Below are 23,794 nucleotides of genomic sequence, written 5' to 3' on the forward strand. Positions count from 1 at the left end.
CAAGACATATTCGTAGAGCAATAGTGAGAGAAAGAGGGAAAAAAGATGTTTTCGGAACAAGAGCTCGCATTTTGGCTGTGTTGCAAAAACTCTGGGAAAACAAGAGGCGTGACTCCGCTTCCTGTTCAGTTTAGGCAGCCACTCCAAACAGGTGGGCGATGAAGGTGATCTGCTTGCTGATGTCTCCTTTGCTCACCCCTCTGACTTGCCCTTTCCGCATCATGTTCATCATCTCGTATCCTTGCAGTGTTCGCCAGGCTGTCTCGAAGGAGAAAAAGCCCATCCCAGGCTTGGTCAACCGTTTGATACACCGATGGTCTTGTTCGATCAGGTTGTTGAGATATTTGACTGAACGTCAAGCAAGTCGTCGTTAGTATTGCAAGCCAACTCCAGCGGACTTCTTACCACGCTTGCGAAAACCGGTCTCATCGATGACGACCACCGCGCCAGGATCTCCCAGGCGTTCCAGGATGTAGGCACGCAACTCGTCGCGCACCCCACTGGTATTCCAGACCACCTGGTTGAGCAAACGTTGCATCCCATCAGGGCGCGCTTCTCCGGCGTGCTCTGCCAATTGCCAGCCGTTTTTCCTCTGCATGGAACTGATGATTCCTTTGAGGTAGGCGAGTGCCCGACGACGGGGTTCTGGACGGACAAAATGGGGAGCGATACGAGCATGGAGGAGTTGGAGTTCCTGTCCCCACCGCCAGGCATCAAGAAATGTAGGTAAAAATCCCCCAAACCGAGGCGTTAATCCCTGCACATGCCACCTTGCCATTCGTCATGCGAGTAAAGGCGCTACGAGACGCTCGATCTGAGAAAAGCATACCTGACAAAGGGAAAAGACGCAACAAACAAGCATCGAAGGATGCCTCCTGGGCGAACACTCCTACTGGCGAGTATTTCCTTAGGGCGTAAACCGTTTCCAATGGCCTTCGGAGACCACTTCGACTGCTCCGTCGATCACTTTAATGGCGGTTTGATCGTCAATCGCGTAGGACGGCACCGGCATGCCGGCGGCCCATCTTTCTGCGTCGGCCAGGGTATTGTACGGCAGATCGGGATTATCCAGGTGCGGAAAAATCGCAAAATCAACCAGCCCCAGCGTTCTATCGCCACCGGTGGGCGGCTCCCAGCCGACGAAATGCTCCCCGATGTTGGGGGTCATCACCATGCTCCCGGCGCTCAGTCCCACATAGACCGTCTCGCGCCCAAGCTCCGGCAAGAGGTCGGCCAGTCCGGATTGCCGCATCCAGTAGCACAGATACAGGGGATCGCCACCGTTCACCAGCAGGACGTCAGTCTCCCGGACCATGGGGACCCAGAGCTCTTTATCGATGCTGGGCAGTGCGGTGAGCTCCAGCACTCCCAAGGACTTCCATCCCAATTCGCACATGGGGGTTTCGGGTTCTTGCCCGCTGATGAATCGCCATGCGTGGACGGCACCACCGCGCTGAGCGTAGTTCGCAGTGGGGATGCAGAGGGCGCTGGACTCGGCAATCGGTTTGCCCAGTAGGTCGACCAGCGCGTTGTGGATGCTCGTGTTTTTGATGCCAGCCGAGGTGAGAAGCAATTTCATGATGGTTCCTTTCCAATCCATGAAGAACTGAAAGTCTTTTCCAGTCCTATTACATGCAAGACATTCTACTGCCTTGCAAAGCAAAAAAACTTCTTCTATCTTGCTCTTTCCCGGCTTCGAGCCATGTGCGGAATGGGCATAAACCGGCCTTAAGGTTTCACTTCAAAGATTACAAGCGAGGCAAATTTTCTAATGGATACGTTCAATACGTATCAATGAGTCGATGCTATCTCCATCAAAAAGAAGTGCGACTGTAGTGCAGTTCAGTCTAACCCGTCCTTAACCCGTCCCTGATGCTTTTCTCTCGCCTCCTCGTACCGTCTCTTGCTTCCCGCTGTTGTTGCTAAGGTGGCTGGATAGGTATCGAGAGAGAATGCTAAAGAAAAGCTTGCCAAAGAGAAGGCATTGCGAAGCCAGATGAACCAGAGATGGGTCGGAAAGCAGAAGCAGATGGTGTGTGGTCAGGGGAAGCGTTCCTGCGCGCCAGCGAAGGCAGCAATAAATTCGGCAAGATGGATGACTTTGTTGCGATCGGTCGCGGGATAGCAGAGTATTGTTTTTGCCATACCAGGTGGCCCAACCATTGTACCTAGTATGGCAAAAGAGGATACAACTGATACTGGGCGCGAAACCTCTCCCAAACCGGACAGTTTACCCGCAGGGTCTGCTATGGTCGCCGTTGCCGTATCTTCCAGTCCAGTTCTGTTAAGAATACATGCGCGGAGTGCGAGTTGCGCGAGCGTTCGGGGTCTTTTTGTAGTGCTTGTTGCAGCTGGTTTTGTTGCCGTTCCGAGAGATTGGCCTCCGCAATGTATTTGACACGACTTAGGAGAAACTCCCCGAATCCGTTCTGTTCAATTCGGTGTATTGCCGGCGTGGTGATACCCGCTTGCCAGATACGTGTATTTTCCCATCCTCTCGGTTTTCTGGGCTGGATTCCAGACCAGAAAACCATCCCTGGTAATTTCGTGTACGCGAACACCTCAGTGCCAGATGAAGCGATGGCCGCGGCTACGCCTCTCATAGGTACCAGTGAGTCTTTTCCGGAACTGGCATGGTGCTTGAGGGAGCGATGTCGTCGAGGAAGAAGAGGTGATGGGCGTATGTGCCCCATCTCTGGTCTTCTCCCAACAAAAAAGTTTTCCAGGAGCGCAGTGCCCTGTCCACATATGGCGCTAACTCCGGCGATTCCTGGCGGAAGTCTTCTGCCGATATGACGGTTGTGCGCCAGGCGAGCGATATAGCGAAGCGGAGAAGCCAGTCACCGTAGGGCATGTTTTTTGGTCTTTTCTCCTGATAGGGGATGAAGATCTCTTCTGCGAATTGCTTTTCCCACCGCGCGAAGATTCCCTCGCAGGATGCGCAGAGAAGCCTGAATGTGGGAAAGTCTTGCCTGCGGAGATTTGGTTGCTCCATTTGACGCATAAAGCCGGTTGCCGAGGTTCTCTTGATCCATTCTGCTGCGAATTTGGGAATAATGTGGCTCTTCATGAGTGGGGCGGACGTCCCGCAGAGAGCGCATGGTTTTGGAGTCTCTAGTGGCGTTTCTTTTTTGTCATGTGATGGGCTCTTTGACCTTGACCCGTTTTCGTAGAGCCTCCACCGATGAGAGCTGAGAGGATGGAAGACGTTTCTACGTTACGTAACGTTAGCGCTTTTACTCTATCGTAATAAATAGTAATACGTCAAACGTTACAGAACGTTTGCTGATTGCCAAGTTGCTCGTACATGAGCGGACTCACATAGCCGAGAGTCGAATGCCGTCTTTGCCGATTATAGTAGACTTCCAGGTACTCAAAGAGCGAGCGTCTGGCTTGCTCATGAGACGAGTAGATGCTGCTGCCCACACATTCCTCTTTGAGAGAACCGAAGAAGGATTCCATCGCGGCATTATCCCAGCAATTGCCTTTACGCGACATGCTTACCATGATCCCAAATTGCTCTCACCTCAGACGATAGGCTTGTGAAGTGTATTGGCAGCCTCGATCACTGTGATGCAGCAGTCCCGCTTTGGGGCGGCGTCGGAGCACAGCCATCTTCAAAGCGTTTTCTATCAGTTCTTCATCACAACAGCTCGACATGGACCATCCCACCACGGCCCGTGAATACAGGTCCAGGATCACAGCAAGGTAGAGCCAGCCTTGCATCGTAGGAATATATGTGATATCTGTCGCCCATTTGGTGTTCGGCTCTGTTGCTGTAAACTCACGATGTAAAACATTGGGGGCAACTGGATGAGAATCATCTCTCCTGGTGGCGATCACGCGACGCCGTTTGCGCTTGGCACTTATTCCTGCCTCATGCATGAGTCGGGCCACCCGTTTGCGGGAGATGCTTCGCCCCTGGTACGCGCAATTCCACGTGGATGCGCGGACTTCCATATCTGCCTCGGTGCATGACAAAGACCTGCCGAATCTCTTGGGTAAGCTGAGCATCTTCTCGCTGGCGTTGACAGGTGGGACGCTTGCGCCAGGCGTAAAAGCCACTTTCCGAGATCTCAAGCACTCGGCACATGACGGTGACGGGAAACTCCTGTTTGTTTTGGTCGATAAACTGATACTTCATTTGGATTCCCGTGAAAAGATGCTCACTGCTTTTTTTAATATATCGCGCTCCTGTTGGACCCTTTCGAGTTCACGTTTGAGGCGGCGATTTTCTTCTTCGAGGGCGGTTTGGTGCCCTTTGCCTGGAAATGCATCTTTCCCTTGCTCCGCCAATTCCTTGCGCCATCCATGAATGGCCGAATCGGAGATACCCAGCTCGCGGGCAATCTGTGCAATCGGCTTCCCGGATGTTTGCGCAAGTCGTACTGCTTCCTCTTTGAATTCTTTGGTGTAGACCTTTTGGATCTTTCCCATTTGATGGACCCCTTTCTGATCTAGTTCGAGTATATCTCAGCTTTAGGGACTCTATCAAATTGGGTCAATCTCACCGTAGAAAAAAACTGCCCGAAACCGATGCCATCTTTGCCCAAGTAAGGCAGATCAACGAGGAGGCTGATGCCGATGAGCAAACCTTACGGATCTCAATAGACGCCAAGGCTATCGTCAAGGTGGGCCCTTTTGCCCGAGGAGGCAAGAGTCGCGTTCTAACTAAAGCTGCTGACCATGACTTTGAGCCGATGGCGACCGTGACCCCTGTAGGCATTTTCTTGCCCTCCTCGGACGAGATCTTTTTCTATGGAGTGGTGTCCAAAGTGACCAGCGACTGCCTCGTAGATCGATTAGTCGACTGGTGGGAGACGGTGAAAGAGCGCTTTTCCCAGATCGCGACACTCGTCATCAATTTAGATAATGGTCCAGAGAACCACAGTCGGCGCACGCAGTTTATGCAGCGTCTGCTCGATTTCGCTCAGCGGTATCAGATGACCATACGTCTCGCGTATTATCCGCCCTATCATAGCAAATACAACCCGGTTGAACGGTGTTGGGGCATTCTCGAACAGCACTGGAATGGTTCCTTGCTCGATACCATAGATACGGTGATACAGTACGCGAGGACGATGACTTGGAAAGGGAAATCTCCCGTGGTTGCCTTGGTAACCACCATCTATCAGACTGGCATCAAATTGACTAAGGAAGCGATGGGGGCAATGGAAAGCCAGATTCAGCGGCTGCCTTCTCTGGAAAAATGGTTCGTGGATATCAAGTGTTCTTCGCCTACTATCCGGGATGATTAATTATTCTTGCATCCCTTACAGAAAGCAGGAACCAAGCGAGGCGCGCGTGCCCTCTCTACAGAGGCACTGCCATCCTCACGGCAAGCCAGTTGGTTGTTTTTGTGCCATCCTGAGGAACTCACGGCAAAGGAGCAAGCCACAGTGCCCAGGTTACGACAACTTCATCCAGAACTTGATCTGGCCTATGTCCTGGCCCAGCAGTTTGTTCAGATGCTGCGTACGCTCACTGGAGAGCAGCTTGATACGTGGTTAGAAGCTGTAGCCTCCAGTCCTCTGACCGACTTAAAATCCTTTGCCAGCAGTGTGTATGAGGACAAAGAGGCTATTCTTGCGGGTCTCACAAGGGCAGAGAGCAACGGCCCTACTGAGGGCCATATTACCCGTCTTAAGCTGATCAAACGAAGCATGTATGGTCGGGCCAAATTTGATCTCCTGCGTATTCGCGTGCTCTTCTCTCCTCAAAAGGATCTCCGAACGCAAGAGACGACGAGAAGCTCTCCTTCCTGGAGATCTGGAGTGGAAAAAACATGCAACTCTCAGCGTACCACGTTTGGCGTCATGGGGGTTGCGTAAGAGCCATTTCCTGTTGGGGTTTACACCGAGTAAGGGTTGTTGCTCCCTTCCTTGCATCAACAACTCCACTGGCATGTACTACGAAGCTCTTTGAGCGACGATGATTTCATAGACGAAGTTTCGGACGACCTCTCCGTTGTATTTCGATTCAATCAGGCGTTCGATGTCCTGGAGGAAGCCACGCCGCGACTCGTCATTGAGGCTATTCACCAGGGAGTCAGTGTTTAACCAGCCTGTGTAAGAAGCGGTTGAGTAACTCATGGGAATTTCAGAATAGTGACGTTCGACAGAGCGAAACTCAGGCAACTGGTCCAACTCCAGGTACATTGTTGGGACGTTGTCAGGTGTCGTTGGCTGAAAGAACGGATCGTTGCTCAAGCCCCATTTTATATAATAGGGCTGTGTATCCGCAAAGAAGCCAGGTGTGCCTCCTTGTACATGGTGGACATGAAGGATCGCCAGGAATCCTCCTGGACGGAGAGCCTCGGCGGACTTTGAGAAGCGGACAGCAGGGTCGAGCCAGTGGAAGGCACTTGCACTCACCACAGCGTCAAACTTCTGGCTCAGCAGAGCCCATTCTTCAAACGAACTTACTTCAACTTGTGCATTGGGAAACTGCTTGAGGTTTTGTCTGGCGAGAGCCGCAAGGTGGGGGCCGAGTTCTATCGCTAGCAGGTCTATGCCATGTTGGGCCAGCGGGACACTGAGCTGTCCTGTCCCACAGCCGATCTCAAGAACCCTGTTTCCCTTGTGAAGGTGGGACAACGCGATGATCGTATTGACCACCTCCTGTGGGCACGGTGAACGATACAAGTTGTAGTCGTCGGCAACAAAGTCGAATGACTCCCGTCGGCGACCGGATTCCTCGTTATTGACATTCATAGTAGTCATTGGGGAAATGGTACCATCTGCCTTTCGTTTTATGAACACGGTAAATCCCAACATGCAACTCTCAGCGTACCACATTTCGCGTCATCGAGGTTGATACCGCTGGCGAACCTTGGAGAGAGCCATGAGGCAGCCAGGTAACAAGTGCATTGTGGATGTTGTCGGAGCGGCTAGCATTCATGAACCAAGCAGATGACCAGCAAAAGATGCAATTGTTGATCTCTTCTGCATCACGCTGAAGGCTCATAGATCTTCAGCGTGATTAAGATCCAGATGCGCTCTTTACAATGCCATCCTGATGCTCCTGAGGAGGATTCGCCAGCGGTATCGAGGTTGCGTAAGAGCCGAATAATGTTGGGATTTACACCTGTAAAACACGTATCCGGGGGGCATAACCCCCCCGAAACGGTGCACTCGGCTTTCACTGAAAGCCGTCGTCCACACTTTCTCGGGAGAAGAAGAGAGATCAACGAAAGAAAAAGGAAAAGGCATACAAGATTCTCCTTGCATTCTGCTTTGCTTTCGTATGATACCAAATCCGATTGATCCCTGATCATTAAACACTTCGCTCGTTTTGCTCAGAAAAGGAAGATAAGGGTTCCTGAGAAAAGCTCAACGGTTTATGCCAAAATCGTTCGTTTCTTGCAACAAGGGCTCCAATGATTGAACGTGTCGTCGCCTACTCAGTCTCGTCTCACGACTGATCCGGACCAGGAGTCATTTTGCTGCTGAAACCTCCATTTGCCTTTTGCCACGAAACCTCGCCATGATCTTATGGACAGAGACCTGTCCTGATCATTAGATCAAAAATCGGGTTTGGGCATCAGCCTATCGGCCTGGAGAGCGGGTTGGGCAATTTGAAAAAGCTGTTTTGATCTAACAGATCCAACAGGTCTCTGTCCAATAAGTCGTGGCGAGGTTTCTTGCCACAGCCTTTGTGAGCCGCTTGAGATGTTCGTGGAAGCGGATCACAAAGGCTCACCATTAGTTCAGTCCATTCTCTTGCTACTCAAAAACATCCTTCCTCAAAGCTGCGGTGAACCCCTCTTCCGTTTGGAGGCTCTGCCATACTTTCTTGTGCGTCAGATAGAGGGGGACCATCGCTCCGAGGATTCCCAAACCCAGCAGAAGCATGAAGACGATCACCGGCCACTGCCAGGCGGTGGGAAGATAGAGAGCCAGAAACCAGACACGGGTATGACTGCCTGAAAGACGGATGATGAGCGGTGCCAGCCCCTGGGCGAAGAAGATGAGTGAGCCAAGGGTTGGACAAAGCATGAGGAAAACAAACTGCTTCCACTGAGGCATGGTATTCAGGAAGGTGGAACGTCCAACGGCTTTTTCAGGCGTCGTTTCTCTGACTTCCTGACTTTTTCCATGGCGCATCAGCGAGAGCAATTCTGGACCGCGCTTTTCCAGCCTTTGAGCAGCGATATGGCCAAACCACCAGGCAACCCCTATGCCAGTGACTAGGCCAACAAGGCTCCCGGTCCAGCAGAGCAGATTGTTCTCTAACAACATCCCACTCAGGACAACTGCCAGAGCGGGGAGAGGTGGAAGTAATCCCAGAAAGAACAGGTAGATAGCCTGACCACCGCTATTCCCTTGCTCCAGGGGGTTTGCTCTCCCCTGGCGCGGATCAGGTCCAGGGGCCAGCGCCATGACCGAGACCAGAACCAGCAGACCAACGCCACCTCCAAGCAAGGCTGGCGTGGAGGCGAGTACCCAGGGCCATGCCCAGTTCTGTCCGCTGAGGGGAATGAAGACCAGAGTGGCAAGGATGGTCAGCGGTGTAAAGATGAGCAACCAGGCCCATTGTTTACCGCGAACATCGTGACGAGCTGCTCCCGGTGTTAACAGCGTGACCCAGAGCGCCGTCCCTTCTTCCCCATAGAGGTTGGCGGCACTCGTCATGGCCATCAGAGCAAGGGCTGGTGCGGTGAAAGGAAGTGCCAATATCGAGCCAAACGTGAGGGGCGAGAGGCACCAGAGGAGTGCCCAGCCGATGGGCAAAAAGATTTTGACCGTATGTGATGGATCTCTCCACCAGGTGCGTACCTCTTTGCTGATGACCCCCCTGGTTGCCCCTGAGAACGCTCGCCAGCACCAGGTATGACGGGCCCCAACCAAGTTCCCACTCGATCCACGAATAATGGTGCGGGCTGCTCCTGGCAGGACAAGCAGTCGGCTCCAGACGGCAAACAAGATGGCTATGATTACCACCAGGCCCGTCAGCGCGGCCAGAACTCCCAGCCAGTTGGATTGGGAGGCAGCTTCGACAGCGACCAAGGCCCAGCTTGAAGGGAGAACCTGGATGATCGAAGAAAGCACGGGAGGAAGTCCCGTTCGCAAGACACCTGATTGGATGATTCCAACAATGATGACCCACTGGCCCTGGATAACAAAGAGCATGGTAGCCAGCAGGAGCCCGGCAATTGCGCCACCTACTCTGGATTGCACGACCGCACTGAAGATGCTGGTTGCTACACGTGAGAAGAGCAGAACAAACAGGAGTTGCAAGACCGTGGCCGGGATGGCAACGAGGGTTGGACCCACACCAAGTTGGACGGCGAAGGTCACCAAGCTGACAAAGGCGAGCAGCGTGACCGCCGTCCCAATGCTGACAAAGGCTGTGCCCAGCAACCCGGTAGCCAAGCGCAGGCGAGGGATGGGCAAGAAGCGGAAGTGATCCGCACGAAGCGCTGGCTGGCCACCTACCAGGATTGGACCAAGTATCCAGCCGAGCAGCCACATGGCGTACACGAGAGCGAGGATATCAACCGCTACGGAGAGATGGGCAGAGAGAGAGATGCTCAGAGCAAGCGTGATGGCGGCGGCAGTCAATCCGCCAAGTCCACCAAGAATCATCCCTGTTGCCCGTTCACCAGTCATTGAGTTCCGTAGCAGCACAAGCTTCATGCGAATCAGGACGCCAACCACGACAACTGCTCCTCTCCACTGACCTCAACGCCAACAAGTTGCATGAAGGTCTCTTCCAGGCTCCGTCCAGCGCGTACCTGATCCAAGGGGCCAAACGCCGCCACGCTCCCATTCGCAATGACTGCCACAGAATCGCACAACTGCTCGACCAGGGCCATGACATGACTGGAGAGCACCACAGTGCCACCAGCAGCCACGAAGCGCTGTAAGATGGTCTTGAGCGTCGAGGCCGAGACAGGATCGACCGCCTCGAATGGTTCATCCAGGACAAGCAGTTTCGGGTTATGTAACAGCGCGGTGGCCAGACCGATCTTTTTGCGCATCCCCGTGGAATAATCGATCACCAGGGTCCGTTCCGCTTTCGTTAACCCTGTGACAGCCAATAATTCCTCACTGCGTTGGGCAACCGTCGTTGGGTCGAGTCCTCGCAGGCGCCCAAGAAACGTCAGCAACTCACGTCCGGTCAGCCGTTCGGGGAGAGCCAATCCATCTGGGAGCACTCCCAGCAGTGTTTTGGCACGGATGGCTTTCGCCCAAACATCGATGCCAAAGACCTTGACCTGTCCGGCGGTCGGACGCAGCAAGCCTACGGACATGGAGAGCAGAGTGGTTTTTCCCGCGCCATTCGGACCAACCACCCCGAAGAACGATCCCTGGGGCACGGTCAAATCAATATGGTTGACGGCTACCATATCACCAAAGACTTTGTGGAGACCAGCAATGGATAAGGCTGGCATGGATTCACTTCCCTCAGGAAGGTGAGCGCTTCTGCCTTGCGGCATCGATGAGGTCATGTGATTTCCTTCCATCCCTCCACTCCTCCAGGGGTAGAGGCGTCAATCTTCAATGAACGAGCGTTGTGGTGATGAAAAAGAGGTGATCAGGGTGGGAGACCAGGTCACGCCCCTTCTCATTGAGAAGGGCGAATATACATCCCGTACCTGTTTCCAAGATCCGCCAGGGGATCCTCCTTTCCCTTTGGAGCTTGAGACGCGCGAGGTGCGTTGGTCTTCACCTTCGCGGCCTGCCACCGCACTATTCCTGCGTCTTGCACGTTGCGCGGCCGAAGAGTTCAATCATCTCGCGAATGTAGCTCTTCAGATCAACCTCGCGACCAACACCGACCAGTGAACTGAACTTATCGATCGTCGCTCGCAGATTCAACGCCATGATTCGTGCATCAAACAAGCGGAATTCACCTGTCGCCTGCCCCTCACGGAAAATCTGCTCAAGCACGTGAAGCACAGGTTCCTCATCTTCTGGCCCAAAGGCCAGTTCACCGCTCTTGCGACGCATAGTGAGAAAAATTTCCCCCAGTGCTCGGACCTCTTTGGGGTGTCCGGAGATGAACTGTAAGTTCGACTGGATATAGGCATGCAGTTGATCGCGTGGTCGGCGTGGAACTGCTTCAATCGTTTGGCTCATCTCACTGGCGCCAACGGTATAGATGTGGGTGACCACCTGGCGCATCAACTCTTCCTTACTGGTGAAATAGTAGGAGATCAAGCCTTTATTGATGCCTGCTCGTTCGGCAATGTGTGCCAACGATGTCTGGGCATACCCCAGAGCGGCAAGGGTTTCGATGGTGCATTCGATAATTTGTGCTCGTCTTGCCGCTTCCGTAAAGGTTGACCGATGTTGGCCATATGTAGCATTCTTTAACCGCATGGCCAAATAATACCACATTCAGCTAACATCGGTCAACCTTTTTCATGGTCGTGTCAGAAGAGATTGCGGGTATTAGGGGTCGCGACATAAATCCCCCGATAGATTCCGGTAAGAACGAGGAAGCAGTAAAGGTGTCCTTCATTTTTCCCTTATGGGGGTAATGGCCGAGTGTCAAAAAATGTTGGAAAAGTGAGACCCAAGAGGGTGCAACGAGCTGGAGAGTAACTTCGGCGGTGCACCAGCTCATTGCTTTCCCGCGCGTGTCACAGCTCGTTTTGGCAGCCGTGTGGGGCAGTGGCGGTAGTCCCGGTGCCAAGGTCGTTGGAGCGTCCGGCGGCAAGACGGGACCATTGGGAGATGGGGCGTCCGCTTATACGGAAGGAGTTTGGTTCGCTGGTGTTTTCTCCCCATCGTTGCGGCCAGCCAGCAGGCGAGTCCTCCCAGAACTCCTGCCGACCATACACAGTCATGTCTAACAGTCCGAACGACGGGCATCTGGAGAAACCGCTTCTCATCTGAAGTGCGAGCGTGATATACTTGTCAATACATTGTTCGCGACTGCTGCTCTCGGGAAACACCGTGGTTTCTTGCCTTTTTGGGGGAGTTTGTGGAAGCGGAATACTTTAGCGTCCATCTACCAAAAAGGTAAGGGAAATGTCGCAGATCACGTTCGCTGATTTTGTCGAGACGACATTCAAGAAATTCAATATCCCAGGCGTTGCCGTAGGGGTATGGGCTGATGGCAAGGAGATCTCTGCCTGCCACGGAGTGACGAGTGTCGATAATCCACTCCCCATCGATCAGAATACCCTGTTTGCTCTCGGTTCGATTACGAAGTCTTTTACCGCAACCACGCTGATACATCTGGTCGCAGAAGGAAAGGTCGAACTCTCCGCGCCAGTCCGCCGCTATCTTCCAGAGTTTCAGTTGAAAGATCCACAAGCTGCAGAGAACATCACGGTACTCAACCTACTCAACCACACCTCCGGGCTCGACTGGCGAGTCAACGTCGACACCGGCGAAGGGGACGACGCCTTGCAACGCTACGTGGCGAAGATGGCTGAAGTTGATCTGATCGCCCCTCTTGGGAGCCGGGTCTCCTACAGTCAAGCGGGATATAACCTGCTCGGACGCCTCATCGAGAACGTCACGGGCGTCGCATTTGAGCAGGCTGTTGCGCAGCTCCTCTTCGAGCCACTGGGGCTGTCGCACAGTTTCTTCGCGCGCGATGATATCATGACCCGGCGCTTCGCGGTCGGACACGACCGCGCTCAAGACGGGGTACTGTCCATTGCACGTCCGTGGCGGCATTCGCGAGGCGATGCCCCTGGTGGAGGCATCGCCTCCTCGGTGGCAGACCTGCTGCGTTGGGGCCGGTTCCATCTGAGTGACGGTTGCACAGAAAGCGGCATTCAGGTCCTCCTCACACACGTGCTACAGCAGATGAAGGAGCCCACGGCTCAGTTGCGAGCGAGTACCCTTGGCGACGCCATTGGTCTCTGCTGGTTCCTGCGCGACGTGGACGGCGTGCGCACCGTTGGACATGGCGGCTCGGCAAACGGCCAGTTCTCCGAGTTGCTTCTCGTTCCTGAACGCAATTTCGCAGTCATCTCGCTGACCAACGCTGGCCCAGATGGTATCCCGTTCAACCAGTCCATCGTCAGATTCGCGCTTGAGCACTATCTGGGACTCGTCGACCGCGACCAGGAGCCCATCCCGTTTGACGCGGCGCGGGCCAGAGAGATTGCCGGAACCTACGAGAATGAGATGATGACGTTCACCATCGACACGGTTGGGGCTGGGCTCAGGCTCGCGGTTCGGATCAAGCCGGAGATCCGCAAGGCCTCCAAGAACGCACCGCCCCCGGACCCCGAGCCTGCCGATTTCGGCTTGTTGCCCGGCTCATCCGACGAGTACATCATCACCAGCGGTGAACTCAAGGGGCAACGCGGCTTTTTCACCCGCGACACGAGTGGCGTGGTCGTGGGAGTAGACCTCGCTGGCCGGTTATTCAGTCGGGTTCCACTCGCCTCCGAGTAAGTCCAGGAGAAAGAAGTACCGCTCCTTTCCAGAAAAAAGCGGCGCTTTGAAGCCTCTCGGTGGTCACTGTCCCTTCCTTGCGGTTGGTGACAGTGACCTTAATTCCACCCTTCTTTAAGATAGTGTTTTAAAACGGTCGCGATGGGAAAGCTGGCACGAGCGTGGTGAGCATACGGTAGCTGGCAGAGAGCTTGATAAAGGCCTCACTGCTCTGTGGGAGCCCCTCGTGATCGCGGCAAAGCCTCCTCCAGCGCACGATCCAGGAGAAACTGCGCTCAATGATCCATCGCTTGGGCTGAGGCCGCAAGCCTGTGGGAAACAATGCGTCCCAGTCCACCTCCTCCCCTTCGGGCACGAGCAGGCCTCGTTTGGGGAGCGTGACTGCATGGATGGTCTCAATCGTCCAGCCCAGCGTTTCTTTCACCCAGGTCAGAAAGGTTCCGCCGTAATGACTATCGCCCCAAATGAGCTGCAGACGGGGAAGCGCATTCTTGAGTGGCTCGAGCAGGGCAGTGCCGCCCTGGTGATCAGAGGCCTGGGCTCCTGTCACCTTCACAGCCAACAGATTGCCCTGCGTATCGACGAATGCATGACGCTTGCGGCCCCACGTTTTTTTTCCGACGTCGTAGCCCTTTTCAGGACCCCGAACCGCACTCGTTTTGATGGATTGACTGTCGATGATCGCCGCACTTGGCTCTTCCTCTCGGCCTTGCCTGGTGCGCATCCGCATGCGTAGGGTTTGCAGAATACGATCCCAAACGCCTTCGCGCTCCCAGCGGTGAAAATTGTAATAGACGCTTTGCCACGCGGGAAATTCATGGGGCAGCATGCGCCAGGGACATCCACTGCGCAAAACGTACAAAATTGCATTGACGACCTCGCGTCGCGAGACAAACGGCTTGCGGCCCTGCAGGGATGGTTGAGGGATCAGGGGTTCCAACAGTTCCCACTGCTCATCCGTCAGATCGGAGGGATAGGCTTTCCTCCCCAGTGTCACCTTCATACGCCTTCTGCACTTTCTTTCTGCTTCTTCGACTCGTTACATCAACCCCTTTCTTCTTCCTCTCGGCGAGATGACCACTTTCAAACACTATCTAAGACCGTGTTTTGGAAAGCAGCGAGAGACAGGATCTGGTACACTGTGATTCGGCTGCTCGTCGCCTATCTGAACCGAGATGACTAACCTTTTCTGAAGCACACTACTAGCGCAAAATGCTCTTTTTCTCCTTGAAGAGCTTTTAGCGAATTGTTTGTAAAAACAATACCATCAGATGCTCATCTAAATATGTATTATTATTTCTTAATGCTCGTCGCTCTAACCCATATTCTTGAAACCCAAGAGAATGATACAATGCATACGCCGCAGAACTCACAGTAGTGACACTTAATTGAATTTGTTCTAGATCTTTCAGCTCACGTGCACGCTCCAGGAATTCGAAGAGGAGTGCTTTCCCAATCTTCCGTCCTCGAACCACCGGAGAGACATAGACCCCCAAATCCAGGCTTTGTGTCGTTTTTTTGCCATTGACTCTCGGTAAAACCCTGCAATTCCCACTAACTCATTTGATGAGAGAAATGCACCCAAGACGAATTGGTCGGGAGGATTCTTTGGAGAGTTATTTCGAGGGATTGTTGTTGTTGTTGTTGTTCTTCTTCATAGGTGGGATTAAAAGCCCCAGAAAACTCTTTTGCCTCCTCAAGACGAAGCCGACGAAAAGAAGATGCATCTTCTGCCTGGAGAAAACGAATATTCATTCCCATGACCTTCTTTGCTTGCTTGATAAGGGCAGAATACAATAAACGTTTTTTTTCAAGCCCTCTTTGAGCAGAAAGTATTGTTAACGGCGGAACGGCTCCAGTTTGTCGAGGCGGCAGCGGAATTGCAGCCAGGTGGGATCAGGCTGATCCAGGGTTTCCTTCAAGGGAATGGTGTTCCCACGCCCTGCGGCAATCAGACACAACCCTAACGGATGATCGTGTTGGAGCTTCACCTGGTCGGTCAGTTCCTTATATTGAGGAACCCCAAATGTCGCGATGGACTGTTCCCAATTACCCGTTTGTGGTAACTTCTATGTGGAACACAGGCAATCTGGCCTTTCTTGCGTGTCCGCTGTACCAGGCGAGAAAGTGTGGAACGTGACAAACCCGATTCGGCTGCGACCCTGGTTTGTGTGGCTCCAGCCAGCACCTGTTCCACGGCGTACAGATTGCGGAGAAACTGCGCGCGTTGCTTCTCTGGGAGCGCCGAGGCATCAATGGTCGGACCTTTCACCAAGGCCGTGGAATCAGGTGAGGAGGGAGATGCGAGAGCGGAAGGGAAAGGAGGGACACCGTGTTGCACCGAATCTTCCAGCAGCGTCTCTGGAAGCGAGGCAGGCACAATGACTGGCGCTTCAGGAAGACGCAAGGCCAGGGGAAGCCTGCGATCAAGCGTCACGTGCTCCAAATCCACGAGCAGATGTCCTGCTGCGGCACTGTTCGCCACGAGTTTCCAGATGGCTGCTTCTACCAGTGCGGCAGGAAACTTTCCAGCAAGACGATGTTCGACTTCCTCGACACTGGCAACTTCTCCCCAGGGCCAGACGTCCTGGACAGCGACGCTGATGTCAGCAAAGGCGGGAAAGGCTTTTCGTCTGGCATGGAGGAACACCAGATTGTAGTGGCGCGCCCTGGTCAGCGTCTTTTCCGTGCCAATCCAGAAGACGCCTCCTCGTATCCGTGCCAGGCGTCGTGCTGCCTCCGCTTTGGCGAGGTTACGGTTCCCCTGCTTGTCATCTTCCATACCTGCCTCGGCTTGCCGAGGGAAGGACAGTGTTGACCCGTGACGCGCTTGAAGCACATGCCCTTCAGCTAGGTCAGCGGGTCCGCCTGGAAATGGAAGCACGAGCAGGAGAACAACGAGTCGAAAAAGGGCAAGCGACGACTCAGCAACAATTACAGGCGCTGAACGGAACGGGTGCATCTGCACCAAAGAAATCCTTCTCTTCCCCATCACGGGTTGGAGAGCGAACGCCGCAGCGTGATCCCGTCGGGGAACATGCCACCATGAAACCGGTAGGGAAATGTCCTGGCTCTGGACTGGTGGTGGGCCTGGATGCTCATCAAGTCACCCAATTGGGAGTGGTTCATCTGACGTGTCCTGTGTGCGGAAGTGTGCGGAAAGGCAGCCTGAAAAAGGATCAGGTAAGCATGCCTTCCCATGAAAAGCTGCGGGGTCGAAGCACGCATTCAGGCCCTCGATGGTTCAAAGGCGAATCTCAGTGGGAGATCTCTTCTTCAGAGGGGTCAGCGCATCTAAACCTGAAAACTGTACGCTAAGGTTTAGATGCGCTGACCCCTTCAGAGCACTAACTGGTTCTGCCGTCTTTCCTGGCGCAATTGTCGCATATCGTCTGTCAAGGCTTTTTCACAAGAAGTGATGCGTACGTCTTCTCTCTGCAAAATCGGACCTCGCCATATTATGCGTCAATCAGTTCTTCCTGTCATTCGTGATTCCAAGCGGGTGTACAGACCATGTACGCCATTTTTTCTGGCAGAAATCCGCCAGTAATCAAGTCAAATCACATTTTCCCCGGCTCATTCTGGGATCTACAATGAGGAGTCTCTCCTTGAATGAAAGCAGTTTTGGTTTGTTCATGCTAGCGGATTGACTCTTCCTTTTCACCTCCTCGGACTTTTGCGATGCATTGGTGGAGACACGAGAAACACTTGACAAGCTTCCAGGGAGGGATTATACTTATCACACAAGTTAGTTTACGGTAACTAACAGAAAGGGGTTCTTTGCACCATGACCGATACACAGCAGCCGCAACCAGTCAAACGCTCCCGCATGAGCGGTGAAGAAAGGCGCAAACTCATCTTGCATTGTGCCAAACGGGTCTTCGCCCGCTCGACGTACGTGGAAGCAAGTACTGGGGAACTGGCACGCGAGAGCGGGATCACCGAGCCCATGCTCTACAAGCATTTTGGCAGTAAGAAGGGACTGTTTCTGGCTGTTCTGAGAGAATTTAGCTCACAGTTTCTTGAACTCTATCAAAAGCGTCTGGCAGAGCGAGAAGAGAAAGATATTCTCGATGCGCTGGAACATGTAGTTCTTGATTTTCGTGAGACGATCAGCGTTGATCCGGAAACGCAACGCGTGCTCTTTCAGTCCGTTCTTGAGTCGTCAGATCCCGAGATTAGCCAGGGTGTCAGTAAAAACAATCTGACGATCTACCAGATGATTCACGACCTGGTTGGACGGGCGCAAGCCGCAGGGTATATCGACGAGGCGCTCAATCTGGATGCCGTGGCCTGGGGCTACATGAGCATGATTCTGGCCAACCAGTATGCCTTGATGCTGAATCTTTCCAATCGCGCAGCCCCTCTTCAGGAAGAAATCAGCCGGGTGTGGTTACGTGGTCTCCGTGCCCGCGAGGGTTAAAAAATTTCACCTTTTAAGTTAGTTTACGGTAACTAACAATTTTCGCCCCATTTGGCAAAGAGCAAGGAGCTTTTCCCATGCCATTTTCCACCAACCGCAAGCAATCTGACCGATTGGCTTACAAATGGATCGTCGTTCTCGTCGTCATTTTTGGTTCGTTTATGGGCATTCTGGACCAGACCGTGGTGAACAACGCTTTGCCGCATTTGCAGCGTGCCTTCGCGGTCGATTTCAACAGCCTCCAATGGGTGATCACCGCCTATACCCTTACCCAGGGCGTCATCACGCCAACGACGGCCTTTTTTGCCAATCGCCTGGGCATGAAGCGCTTCTACATCATCTCGCTCATCCTGTTTACCCTGGGTTCCGCACTCTGCGGTTTCGCGTGGAACCTGCCAACGCTCATTGTCTTTCGGGTCATACAGGCTGTTGGCGGCGCGACGCTCTTCCCCCTGGCGATCTCGTTCCTCTTCGCTGAATTCCCGCCCCAGCAGCGTGGTCTGGCCGCTGGTGTCCTGAGCGTCTCGGCGCTGATGGCTCCCGCTGTCGGCCCGACCCTGGGCGGTTACCTGGTGACCTATGCCAGCTGGCCCCTGATCTTCTTTATCAACGTGCCAGTGGGGATCGTTGCCATCGTTCTGGCGCTCCTGCTCTTGCGCAAACGTCCCGCCGCAGGCCACTTCCCCTTCGATCTCCCAGGATTTCTCCTGGTTGCGAGCGGTCTGACAGCCGTGCTCTACGCGTTGTCCAATGCCAGCATTTCCGGCTGGAGTTCCCCCTCCGTTCTTGTGACGCTGATTGGTGGTCTTGGCCTGCTGGCGCTCTTCGCTCGCGTTGAACTCCGTCTCAGCAGCTGTGGGAAGCGGCCGCTGGTTGATCTCTCCCTTTTTGCCAACGGGCCATTTCTCAGCAGCAATATTGCCAACGCCTTGATCTCTTTTGGTTTCTTCGGTGGCCTGATTCTTCTGCCCATTTATATGCAGGAACTGCGCGGTCTCAACGCCTTTGAGTCTGGCCTGTACACGTTGCCTATGGCCTTTGCCTCAGTGCTGGCCGCATTGATTGGTGGTCGTCTGGTTGATCGCTTTGGTCCCCGCGTGGCACTCTTTCCGGGTCTGGCTCTGCTGTGTCTCGCCACCTGGCAACTGGGCGAGATCACGCTGACGACCTCCTACCCCTGGCTTGTTCTGGTCTTTGTCGTACGCGGGCTTGGGGCTGGCCTGGTGCTCCAACCGTTAACCGTTTCGGCACTTTCAAAGGTCTCGCCGAACCAGTATACACAAGCTTCGTCGCTCAACACCGTCGTACGCTTCGTCTTTACCTCCCTGGGGATCGCGGTGCTGGCGACCTTCGTTCAGAGCCGAGCGGGTATGCACGTCAGCGCCCTGGCCAGCCAGGTGAGAACCATCTCGCCCGCCATTCGCCAGCAGGGACTGGATCTGGCCGTGCAGGACGCCTTCTGGCTCTCGCTGGCAGCGTTTGCCCTGGCCTTTCTCGTCGTCTGCTTTCTTCGGGTTCCGAAACCTGTTCCGCAGGAGCAAGGAGAGAACACCGCTTCTGAGCGACTCGTCGTGGCTGAATAAAGTGGTCGAAAAGGGCGAGCTCCACAGGCGAAAAAGGAGAAATGCTTTCAACAGAGGAATGGCAAAGCATCACCAACGTAGTTCCCAAATGTACACGATGACAAGGCTTGAAAGGAAATACAGAGAATGTCAACACACGAGAAAACCACGCGTGAGCGCATAGGGTTGTCGATAGCTGGCGCCACCTCGTCTGAGGCTATTGCCGCGATTGTGGCGGCTGAAAAGGCTGGCGTGCGCCAGGTCTGGATGAACCAAGGGGGACTGTCTCCCGATACACTCACGATCTTCGCAGCCGCTGCGGTGCAGACGGAGCATGTTCGCATGGGAACGTCTATCGTCCCAACGTATCCACGTCATCCCCTGGCGCTGGCGCAGCAAGCCCTGGCCTTGAATGACATCGCGCCATCGCGTTTCCGTCTCGGTGTGGGTCCAGGCCAGAAGCCGATTATTGAGAGAGGCTATGGTCTCCCTCTGCAGAGCCCACGGGAGCACCTGCGTGAGTATGTGACGATCTTGCGTGCGGCGCTCTGGGATGGTCAAGTTGAGCATCAGGGGCGCTTCTTTACGGCCAAAGGCACACTTCCACGCGTGCCGCATACGCCGATTCTGATATCTGCCTTGCGCGAGAGGGCTTTTCGCCTGGCGGGTGAGCTGACCGATGGCGCGATCTCCTGGGTTTGCCCGGTTCCCTACCTGCTTGAGAAGGCCTTGCCAGCGCTACGAGCCGGGGCAGCGTCGGCTGGACGCCCGGTCCCACCTCTGGTGGCACATATTCCAGTGGCCCTCAGCCGGGATCGGCAGGCGGTGAACGTGGCGGCGCGCAAGCAATTGGGGTACTATGGGCATTTTCCCTCCTATGTCAGCATGTTTGCCGAGGCGGGTTTCCCCGTTTCGCCCGAGGGTGAGCTCAGTGACGCGCTGCTTGAGAACCTGGTTGTCGCAGGGGATGACGCCGCGATTTCGGAGCACTTCAAGAAGCTATTGGCATCTGGACTGGATGAATTGCTGGTGATGCCCATCGTTGTAGCGAATGCCAAAGATGAACGAGAGCGCTTGGCTCGCTTGATTGGTCAAATTTAATACTTGGATAAATGAAGCGAGCGTTCTCTCCTCCAAGCGAAGAGGAACCGCCCGCTTCATTGTACAGATTCAGACTCACTTCATTCTGGGATCTACACTGGGAAAGCCTTAGCGGAAAAAATGGCACGAAAAAATGTTATCACCCCAAAATTGGATCGCAAGGTTCTGGAACAGACCGAACCCGGAACCTTTCGTCTCAGAGATACCCCTGATGCTTAGCCACAGGCACGGGTGTTCCTGCCGATCGTTCGTTCTGCCATCTGGCTGCTCACCGAGGAAACCAGGAGCCGCTTGCGTACATGTCACAATCCGCGCTGTCATCTCTTCTTTTATGACCGAACCCGTAGTGCCACCCGCCAGTGGTGTTGTCTGAAATGTATGGATCGTGCTCGCTCACGGAGACGATACAAGCAAGTCAAAGAGCATGAGAGCATGCAGTAGCTCAAGGGCCTTATAGAAAGAAACCTTCTCGAATCCATTTGCCACCAACCAACATCGAGTCAATTATTGGTTTGAGCCTCCCGAACTCAATGTTAATTGTTGAATATCTTTTCCTGCCTGAACCATAAATCGGTCTTGGCATTTCAGTAGAGAACGGGAGAAAACGCTCGCATTCTGCACCATATCTTTTCTTTGCCCTTGTCCCTTTTGCCTCTCGCAAACAAATCTTTCAGCAACGCTCTCTTGCGAAAAGGTATTCGGCAAAAACGAAAAGTTATGGAGCAGAAGCTTGTTTCTTTGCTGAATCTTGGGTATACTCAGCTTGAAAAGAGTTCATGAGGAAGCCCTTCATTAGCTGGTTCTCAACAAAGAGAGGGAATGATGTCATGCTCACAGACGATGAGTTTCGCATCTGGTGCCAGCGCAACCACATTTCGCCAGCAACAGAAACGGCCATTGCTCGCGTTCGCTCCTCTCAGCCTGCCCGAAAAGTACAAGGTAGGGCCTCCACGTATTCAGCTTCACTACCACGCCCGCTCCGGACGCAAGAGTTCCCCCTGGCACACCCCCGACTTTCTTGTCATCTGCCGGGACAGCGTGGCATTTGAAGAATGAAAACCAGCAGATGCCCTGGACAAGCTCGCCGAACGAATGCCTGAACGGTATCAGCCTACAGGCACAGGAGGATGGAGATCCCCTCCCGGAGAGTTGGCAGCACGGGAACTGGGTCTTTCCTACCGTATGCGTACCTCCAAAGAATATCATCCGCTCTTCATTCAAAATCTCAAGATTCTCAGGGATTTCTGGATACACCCATTTCCGCTCACATCACAGGCGCAAGCGCAGGTTCTCGATGCACTCAAAGTCTATCCTGGAATGAGTGTTGCAGCGTTTCTTGAAGCGACTCCGGATCTCACGGTCGATGTGCTTTGGGCTATGCTTACCTCGCAGCAGATTTTTACCGATCTGAGTGCAACCTCTCTGATGCACTGGGAACAGGTCTTTTTGTATCATTTTCCTCGAGATGGTGTGATGGGTAAGGTAAACCAGAACGTGGCGCCCTCGCCAGGAGCACTCTGCACCCCAACGCTCCCCTCATGCCGTTCCATGAACACCTGGCACAAATAGAGGGCCAATCCGAAGCTCAGATCCAGTTCATGCTGGACGGCACTCCCTTTGGCGCGATAGAAGCGTTCCCAGATATGATCAAGATCTTCTCTCGCAATGCCTGCTCCCTCGTTATGGACTGAGACACGGGCGAGCGCCTTCGCAATGCGTAACTGCACCACCACAGGCCGTCCTGGGGGAGAATAGGTGCATGCATTCGTCAGGTAGGTGGTGAGAACGTGCTTGATTCGTCCAGCATCGGCGAGGATGGGCACGCCTTGCTCTTTAGAAGGAACATCCAGCATAATGGGGTGCCCTGGCGCAGCGTGTTGCTGGCCGGCCACCACCTCTCTGAGCAGTGTGAGCAGATCCTCGGGCTTCAAGGACAACGTGAACGCGTGGGTCTGGATACGCGCATCATCGATCAAGTCATTGATGATACGCTGCTGAAATTGGGCACTCTGCGAGGCGGCTGCCAGGGGTTGCTGAACATGGGCAAGGGGTTCGCGGACCTGAACAGGTGGAGGAGCAAACTGCCCTTTGAAGGTCTGCAAGCGGCGCTGGGCTAATTGCAGATTGCCCATGATCCCCGTCAGCGGGGTGCGCAGTTCATGGGTAGCCAGAGTCAGAAATTCGCCCGCCAGGCGAGTCACTTCGCGCTGGGCAAGTGCTCTGTTCTTTTTCCCTTCCTGTGCAGAGAAACCGTGAATGCCCTCAATGAGCAGCATGGTCTGCGCGGTGATGGCTTTCACGAGCGCGATCTCCTCTGGCGTGTACGCTCCTTCCGAACGTGCTTTGATGACCATCAGCGCACCAACCCACTGCTGCTCCAGAAACAGAGGAACGATCAGGATGGTCTCGGAGCCAGGAGACACGGGGTAAAGAGACGCCGGAAAAGGCAGTTGTTTCCCAAGATGTGCAATGGTGTGCAACTGATCATATGCAAGCACGACCTCCTGGTTGGCGCACAGGCGAGCGCATGCCGCATCGTCAAGCACTTCTGAGGGATGGAAGTGTCCCCCGATGTCCCGCCAGTACTGTTCTTGTTCAGCGGTCAAGCCACTTCCTGCGACATAATACAGATGGCCCGTTCGATGACCGAGCGCGAGCATTTTCACCCGGTGACAATCCAGGACAGACCGGATAACATCCACCACCTGCTGGGCCACGAAGAGCACCGGAGACGAGAGGAGGAAAGTTTCTTCCGGCAAGACGCATTCCATCTGCTCGGGAATCTGCGCGATCGCGGTGAGCAGATCCAACATTGACTCGTGGACACGTTGGAGATAGGAGATTTCATCCCCACAATGGAAGATCGAGACGGTTTCTTCTGTATCGCGCTCTTGAGCACTCACGGGAAAAGTGTGAACCGTGACCGAGATCTTGCGCCCGGAAGGCAGATCCAGCAGCAGTGTCTGTTCTGGCAAACTGGCTCCTGTTGTCCCGGCAAGAGCGAGGTTCATCAGCCATTGCTCTGAGGGAGCACATGGTGGCTGCTCATCAGAGCGGATGTAGTGCTTGAGAAACTGCTGGTAGTCTCTTCCTTGACATTGAGCTTCGGAACCCACTTCAAAGAGCTTACGAGCAGTGGCATTGATCTGGACAATCTTCTGGTTGCGATCACACGCAATGAGACCCTCCGGGAAAGACTCCCAGATGGCTTCCAATTGGTTGAGTCGCTTGCGTGCTTCCCCTAGAGGGCGAGCGTGAGGAATGGGCTTCCCTCCAGGCGTTCTACCCCGTTTCGGTTTGCACTGTGTGACATGTTGCAATCTTTTCCCCACCTGAAAGCT

General features: G+C 54.1%; 19 protein-coding genes and 7 pseudogenes. 9 read left to right on the forward strand and 17 right to left on the reverse strand.

The window, feature by feature from the left end; all coding sequences use genetic code 11:
- Window positions 1–130: 130 nt before the first annotated feature.
- A pseudogene (locus tag JMJ04_RS32145) lies at window positions 131–355 on the reverse strand (DDE-type integrase/transposase/recombinase); the annotation flags it as partial.
- 18 nt (window positions 356–373) lie between these two features.
- Window positions 374–778, reverse strand: a pseudogene (locus JMJ04_RS32150) (transposase); the annotation flags it as partial.
- A gap of 129 nt (window positions 779–907) precedes the next feature.
- Here JMJ04_RS32150 and JMJ04_RS49045 point away from each other — a divergent pair.
- Window positions 908–1,006, forward strand: a pseudogene (locus JMJ04_RS49045) (IS5/IS1182 family transposase); the annotation flags it as partial.
- On the opposite strand, the pseudogene JMJ04_RS32155 reads toward JMJ04_RS49045, so the two are convergent.
- From JMJ04_RS32155 to JMJ04_RS32165, 3 genes and pseudogenes are all read right to left on the reverse strand, one after another.
- Window positions 1,004–1,600 (reverse strand): annotated as a pseudogene (locus JMJ04_RS32155) (Type 1 glutamine amidotransferase-like domain-containing protein); the annotation flags it as partial. The pseudogenes JMJ04_RS49045 and JMJ04_RS32155 overlap by 3 nt on opposite strands.
- Window positions 1,601–2,599: 999 nt before the next feature.
- Window positions 2,600–3,070, reverse strand: coding sequence for a hypothetical protein (locus tag JMJ04_RS32160; protein ID WP_201374421.1), 471 nt, complete (start codon window positions 3,068–3,070; stop codon window positions 2,600–2,602).
- Window positions 3,071–3,264: 194 nt separating this feature from the next.
- Window positions 3,265–4,437: pseudogene (locus tag JMJ04_RS32165) on the reverse strand (IS3 family transposase).
- 80 nt (window positions 4,438–4,517) lie between these two features.
- On the opposite strand from JMJ04_RS32165, the pseudogene JMJ04_RS32170 reads away from it, so the two are divergent.
- Window positions 4,518–5,258 (forward strand): annotated as a pseudogene (locus JMJ04_RS32170) (ISAzo13-like element transposase-related protein); the annotation flags it as partial.
- Window positions 5,259–5,264: 6 nt separating this feature from the next.
- A complete protein-coding gene (locus tag JMJ04_RS32175; protein WP_201374422.1) occupies window positions 5,265–5,831 on the forward strand; it encodes a transposase in 567 nt (188 codons plus the stop codon).
- A gap of 78 nt (window positions 5,832–5,909) precedes the next feature.
- Here JMJ04_RS32175 and JMJ04_RS32180 read toward each other — a convergent pair whose 3' ends face one another.
- From JMJ04_RS32180 to JMJ04_RS49050, 5 genes and pseudogenes are all read right to left on the reverse strand, one after another.
- A complete protein-coding gene (locus JMJ04_RS32180) occupies window positions 5,910–6,722 on the reverse strand; it encodes a class I SAM-dependent methyltransferase (protein ID WP_201374423.1) in 813 nt (270 codons plus the stop codon).
- 1,002 nt (window positions 6,723–7,724) lie between these two features.
- A complete protein-coding gene (locus JMJ04_RS32185) occupies window positions 7,725–9,659 on the reverse strand; it encodes an ABC transporter permease (RefSeq protein ID WP_201374424.1) in 1,935 nt (644 codons plus the stop codon).
- Window positions 9,644–10,396: an ABC transporter ATP-binding protein gene (locus JMJ04_RS32190; protein WP_201374425.1), complete on the reverse strand. Its 753-nt coding sequence runs from the start codon at window positions 10,394–10,396 to the stop codon at window positions 9,644–9,646. The genes JMJ04_RS32185 and JMJ04_RS32190 overlap by 16 nt, the downstream gene beginning before the upstream one ends.
- A gap of 298 nt (window positions 10,397–10,694) precedes the next feature.
- Window positions 10,695–11,327, reverse strand: coding sequence for a TetR/AcrR family transcriptional regulator (locus JMJ04_RS32195; protein WP_201374426.1), 633 nt, complete (start codon window positions 11,325–11,327; stop codon window positions 10,695–10,697).
- 263 nt (window positions 11,328–11,590) lie between these two features.
- A pseudogene (locus JMJ04_RS49050) lies at window positions 11,591–11,818 on the reverse strand (DUF899 domain-containing protein); the annotation flags it as partial.
- Between the two features lie 163 nt (window positions 11,819–11,981).
- Between JMJ04_RS49050 and JMJ04_RS32200 the strand changes: the two are divergent.
- Entirely contained in the window at window positions 11,982–13,367 is a 1,386-nt protein-coding gene (locus JMJ04_RS32200; protein WP_201374427.1) for a serine hydrolase domain-containing protein, read from the forward strand.
- A 127-nt stretch (window positions 13,368–13,494) separates the two neighbouring features.
- On the opposite strand, the gene JMJ04_RS32205 is transcribed toward JMJ04_RS32200, so the two are convergent.
- The 6 genes from JMJ04_RS32205 to JMJ04_RS32230 form a co-directional block, all read right to left on the reverse strand.
- Window positions 13,495–14,370, reverse strand: coding sequence for an IS5 family transposase (locus JMJ04_RS32205; protein ID WP_201374428.1), 876 nt, complete (start codon window positions 14,368–14,370; stop codon window positions 13,495–13,497).
- 235 nt (window positions 14,371–14,605) lie between these two features.
- A complete protein-coding gene (locus JMJ04_RS49055; protein WP_201374429.1) occupies window positions 14,606–14,863 on the reverse strand; it encodes a GNAT family N-acetyltransferase in 258 nt (85 codons plus the stop codon).
- A gap of 58 nt (window positions 14,864–14,921) precedes the next feature.
- A complete protein-coding gene (locus tag JMJ04_RS32215) occupies window positions 14,922–15,122 on the reverse strand; it encodes a hypothetical protein (protein WP_201374430.1) in 201 nt (66 codons plus the stop codon).
- A gap of 83 nt (window positions 15,123–15,205) precedes the next feature.
- The gene (locus JMJ04_RS32220) at window positions 15,206–15,358 is read right to left on the reverse strand and encodes a hypothetical protein (RefSeq protein WP_236038566.1); all 153 of its coding nucleotides are present in this window, start codon (window positions 15,356–15,358) and stop codon (window positions 15,206–15,208) included.
- 8 nt (window positions 15,359–15,366) lie between these two features.
- Window positions 15,367–16,335 carry a helix-turn-helix domain-containing protein gene (locus JMJ04_RS32225; protein ID WP_201374431.1) on the reverse strand — a complete coding sequence of 323 codons (969 nt, stop codon included), beginning with the start codon at window positions 16,333–16,335 and terminating at the stop codon, window positions 15,367–15,369.
- A 23-nt stretch (window positions 16,336–16,358) separates the two neighbouring features.
- Window positions 16,359–16,496 carry a hypothetical protein gene (locus JMJ04_RS32230; protein WP_201374432.1) on the reverse strand — a complete coding sequence of 46 codons (138 nt, stop codon included), beginning with the start codon at window positions 16,494–16,496 and terminating at the stop codon, window positions 16,359–16,361.
- A 658-nt stretch (window positions 16,497–17,154) separates the two neighbouring features.
- Here JMJ04_RS32230 and JMJ04_RS32235 point away from each other — a divergent pair.
- The 5 genes from JMJ04_RS32235 (at window position 17,155) to JMJ04_RS32255 (ending at window position 21,509) form a co-directional block, all read left to right on the forward strand.
- Window positions 17,155–17,790, forward strand: coding sequence for a TetR/AcrR family transcriptional regulator (locus tag JMJ04_RS32235; protein WP_201374433.1), 636 nt, complete (start codon window positions 17,155–17,157; stop codon window positions 17,788–17,790).
- A gap of 77 nt (window positions 17,791–17,867) precedes the next feature.
- Window positions 17,868–19,373 (forward strand): MDR family MFS transporter, encoded by a 1,506-nt coding sequence (locus JMJ04_RS32240; protein ID WP_201374434.1) that lies wholly within the window; start codon window positions 17,868–17,870, stop codon window positions 19,371–19,373.
- 126 nt (window positions 19,374–19,499) lie between these two features.
- Entirely contained in the window at window positions 19,500–20,453 is a 954-nt protein-coding gene (locus tag JMJ04_RS32245; protein WP_201374435.1) for an LLM class flavin-dependent oxidoreductase, read from the forward strand.
- A gap of 231 nt (window positions 20,454–20,684) precedes the next feature.
- Window positions 20,685–20,894, forward strand: a complete 210-nt coding sequence (locus tag JMJ04_RS49060; RefSeq protein ID WP_420799518.1) for a CGNR zinc finger domain-containing protein — start codon at window positions 20,685–20,687, stop codon at window positions 20,892–20,894.
- A gap of 378 nt (window positions 20,895–21,272) precedes the next feature.
- Entirely contained in the window at window positions 21,273–21,509 is a 237-nt protein-coding gene (locus tag JMJ04_RS32255) for a hypothetical protein (protein WP_201374437.1), read from the forward strand.
- Between the two features lie 395 nt (window positions 21,510–21,904).
- Here the strand turns inward: JMJ04_RS32255 and JMJ04_RS32260 are convergent, their stop codons facing one another.
- Window positions 21,905–23,785: an ATP-binding protein gene (locus tag JMJ04_RS32260; protein ID WP_201374438.1), complete on the reverse strand. Its 1,881-nt coding sequence runs from the start codon at window positions 23,783–23,785 to the stop codon at window positions 21,905–21,907.
- Window positions 23,786–23,794 lie beyond the last annotated feature (9 nt).

This window comes from Ktedonobacter robiniae, from assembly GCF_016587375.1.
In the GTDB taxonomy this organism is placed as follows: domain Bacteria; phylum Chloroflexota; class Ktedonobacteria; order Ktedonobacterales; family Ktedonobacteraceae; genus Ktedonobacter; species Ktedonobacter robiniae.

What these genes read in the sequence shown, in the direction of transcription:
- JMJ04_RS32160 (WP_201374421.1), bottom strand. Translation starts at nt 3,070, where the DNA reads ATGAAGAGCCACATTATTCCCAAATTCGCAGCAGAATGGATCAAGAGA.
- JMJ04_RS32180 (WP_201374423.1), bottom strand. Translation starts at nt 6,722, where the DNA reads ATGACTACTATGAATGTCAATAACGAGGAATCCGGTCGCCGACGGGAG.
- JMJ04_RS32190 (WP_201374425.1), bottom strand. Translation starts at nt 10,396, where the DNA reads ATGCCAGCCTTATCCATTGCTGGTCTCCACAAAGTCTTTGGTGATATG.
- JMJ04_RS32195 (WP_201374426.1), bottom strand. Translation starts at nt 11,327, where the DNA reads ATGCGGTTAAAGAATGCTACATATGGCCAACATCGGTCAACCTTTACG.
- JMJ04_RS32200 (WP_201374427.1), top strand. Translation starts at nt 11,982, where the DNA reads ATGTCGCAGATCACGTTCGCTGATTTTGTCGAGACGACATTCAAGAAA.
- JMJ04_RS32205 (WP_201374428.1), bottom strand. Translation starts at nt 14,370, where the DNA reads ATGAAGGTGACACTGGGGAGGAAAGCCTATCCCTCCGATCTGACGGAT.
- JMJ04_RS32215 (WP_201374430.1), bottom strand. Translation starts at nt 15,122, where the DNA reads ATGAATATTCGTTTTCTCCAGGCAGAAGATGCATCTTCTTTTCGTCGG.
- JMJ04_RS32230 (WP_201374432.1), bottom strand. Translation starts at nt 16,496, where the DNA reads ATGAACCACTCCCAATTGGGTGACTTGATGAGCATCCAGGCCCACCAC.
- JMJ04_RS32235 (WP_201374433.1), top strand. Translation starts at nt 17,155, where the DNA reads ATGACCGATACACAGCAGCCGCAACCAGTCAAACGCTCCCGCATGAGC.
- JMJ04_RS32240 (WP_201374434.1), top strand. Translation starts at nt 17,868, where the DNA reads ATGCCATTTTCCACCAACCGCAAGCAATCTGACCGATTGGCTTACAAA.
- JMJ04_RS32245 (WP_201374435.1), top strand. Translation starts at nt 19,500, where the DNA reads ATGTCAACACACGAGAAAACCACGCGTGAGCGCATAGGGTTGTCGATA.
- JMJ04_RS32255 (WP_201374437.1), top strand. Translation starts at nt 21,273, where the DNA reads ATGATGTCATGCTCACAGACGATGAGTTTCGCATCTGGTGCCAGCGCA.